The sequence below is a fragment of the Acidisphaera rubrifaciens HS-AP3 genome (genome assembly GCF_000964365.1).
Lineage (GTDB): Bacteria > Pseudomonadota > Alphaproteobacteria > Acetobacterales > Acetobacteraceae > Acidisphaera > Acidisphaera rubrifaciens.
On sequence record NZ_BANB01000204.1, the window covers coordinates 1 to 1773 of the forward strand.

Here is a 1773-nt window from a genome sequence, read left to right on the forward strand (position 1 = left end):
GGGCGTGGCAGGCGCGGGGGCGACGGCGGGCGCGGACGGCACGCCGGGCGCGGTCTGCTCGGCCAGCAGGGCCACCTTGTTGAAGCCGCCCTGCGTGATGGTGCCCATCACCTCCATGATCCGGCCATAGGTCAGCCCCTTGTCGCCGCGCACGAAGATGCGTCGGTCGGGGTTGTTCTGCGCGATGCCCTGCAGCTTCGCGACGAGGTCCGCGAGATCGACCTTGGCGTCCTGCACGAAGATGTCGCCGGCCGCGTTGATCGACACGGTCACCGGCTCGCTGTCCGAATTGAGCGGCTGCGCGTTGGTCTTCGGCAGATCCACCGTGACGCCCGAGGTCATCAGCGGCGCCGTGACCATGAAGATGATCAGCAGCACCAGCATCACGTCGACCATCGGGGTGACGTTGATCTCGGCGAGCGGGCGATAGCGGCTGTTGCGGCCGCCGCGGGCGGGCGGGCGGAGGGAAGCGGCCATGGTCAGGCCCGCTCCTCGGACTGTCGCGACAGGATCGCACCGAACTCGGTGCCGAAACCCTCCAGCCGCGCCGCGTAGCGCGACAGGTCGGTGCTGATCTTGTTGTAGAAAATCACCGCCGGGATGGCGGCCACGAGGCCGATCGCGGTGGCGAACAGCGCCTCGGCGATGCCCGGGGCGACCACCGACAGGTTGGTGTTGTGCATGGCGGCGATCGCCGAGAACGAATGCATGATGCCCCAGACCGTGCCGAACAGGCCGATGAACGGCGCCACCGACCCCACGGAGGCGAGGAAGATCATCCACCGCTCCATCCGCTCCATCTCGCGCCCGATCGTGACACCGATCGCCCGGTCCACCCGGTCGCGCACGCCGGAGCGCGCCACGTCCGCGCCGGCCACCCGCAGGCTGCGCTTCCACTCGCCCATCGCGGCGCCGAAGACGGCGGCGATCGGGTGCGCGGGCTTGGTGCCCTCGCGCTCGTACAGCTCGTCGAGGCTGCCGCCCGACCAGAACCTCTCCTCGAACGTGTCGGCGGCGCGGTTGGCGCGGCGCAGCGCCACGAACTTCTCGAAGACGATCGCCCAGACCCAGACGCTGGCCACCAGGAGCGCCAGCATCACCACCTTCACGACGATATCGGCCTGCAGGAACAGGCCCCACAGCGACAGGTCGCCGACCGGCGTCCCGGCCGCCAGCGTCGTTGCATCCACCGCCCGATCCATCACGCTCCCCTAATCATCCGTGGCGGTGACCGCCGGAACCATGCGTTCCAGCGCCTCCCGCCAGTCATCCGGCAATCTCGCCGCCCGTCCGTCCGACACGCCGACACAGGCCAGCCGCACGGCCAGCGCGGCCAGCACGCCCCGGTCGGGGTGGCGCACCGTCTGGCGCAGCACCACCGACGCCCCGCGCACGGCACGGGTTTCGGTCACGATATCCAGCAGGTCATCCAGCCGGGCGGGGCGCAGATACTCCACTTCGACGCGCCGCACCACGAACATCAGGCCGTGGCGCTCCATCAAAGTCGCATGCGGCATCCCCGCCGCACGCAGCGCTTCGGTCCGGCCACGCTCGGCATAGCGCAGGTAATTGGCGTGATAGACGACACCCCCGGCGTCCGTATCCTCGAAATAGACCCGCACGGGATAGTGATGGCCGCTTTGTCCGGCGGTGGCGGGCGGGTGACCGTTCATCCATCCTCCCCCGCCGATTCGGGCGCCGGGGCGTCGGGACGCAGGAGATCGCCGCGCAGCAGGTCCGGCTGGGCGGTCGCCGCCGGCGGCACCAGCCCGA

Annotated in this window: 3 protein-coding genes; all 3 read right to left on the reverse strand. The window is 70.2% G+C overall.

Features of this window, described 5'->3' with window-relative positions; translation table 11 throughout:
• A partial coding sequence (gene tolR / locus B8460_RS07145) for a protein TolR (protein ID WP_048860895.1) occupies nucleotides 1-477 on the reverse strand: 477 nt, incomplete at its 3' end.
• A 2-nt stretch (nucleotides 478-479) separates the two neighbouring features.
• Nucleotides 480-1202: a protein TolQ gene (gene tolQ, locus B8460_RS07150; protein ID WP_048860896.1), complete on the reverse strand. Its 723-nt coding sequence runs from the start codon at nucleotides 1200-1202 to the stop codon at nucleotides 480-482.
• Nucleotides 1203-1211: 9 nt separating this feature from the next.
• Entirely contained in the window at nucleotides 1212-1673 is a 462-nt protein-coding gene (gene ybgC / locus B8460_RS07155; RefSeq protein WP_048860897.1) for a tol-pal system-associated acyl-CoA thioesterase, read from the reverse strand.
• Nucleotides 1674-1773 lie beyond the last annotated feature (100 nt).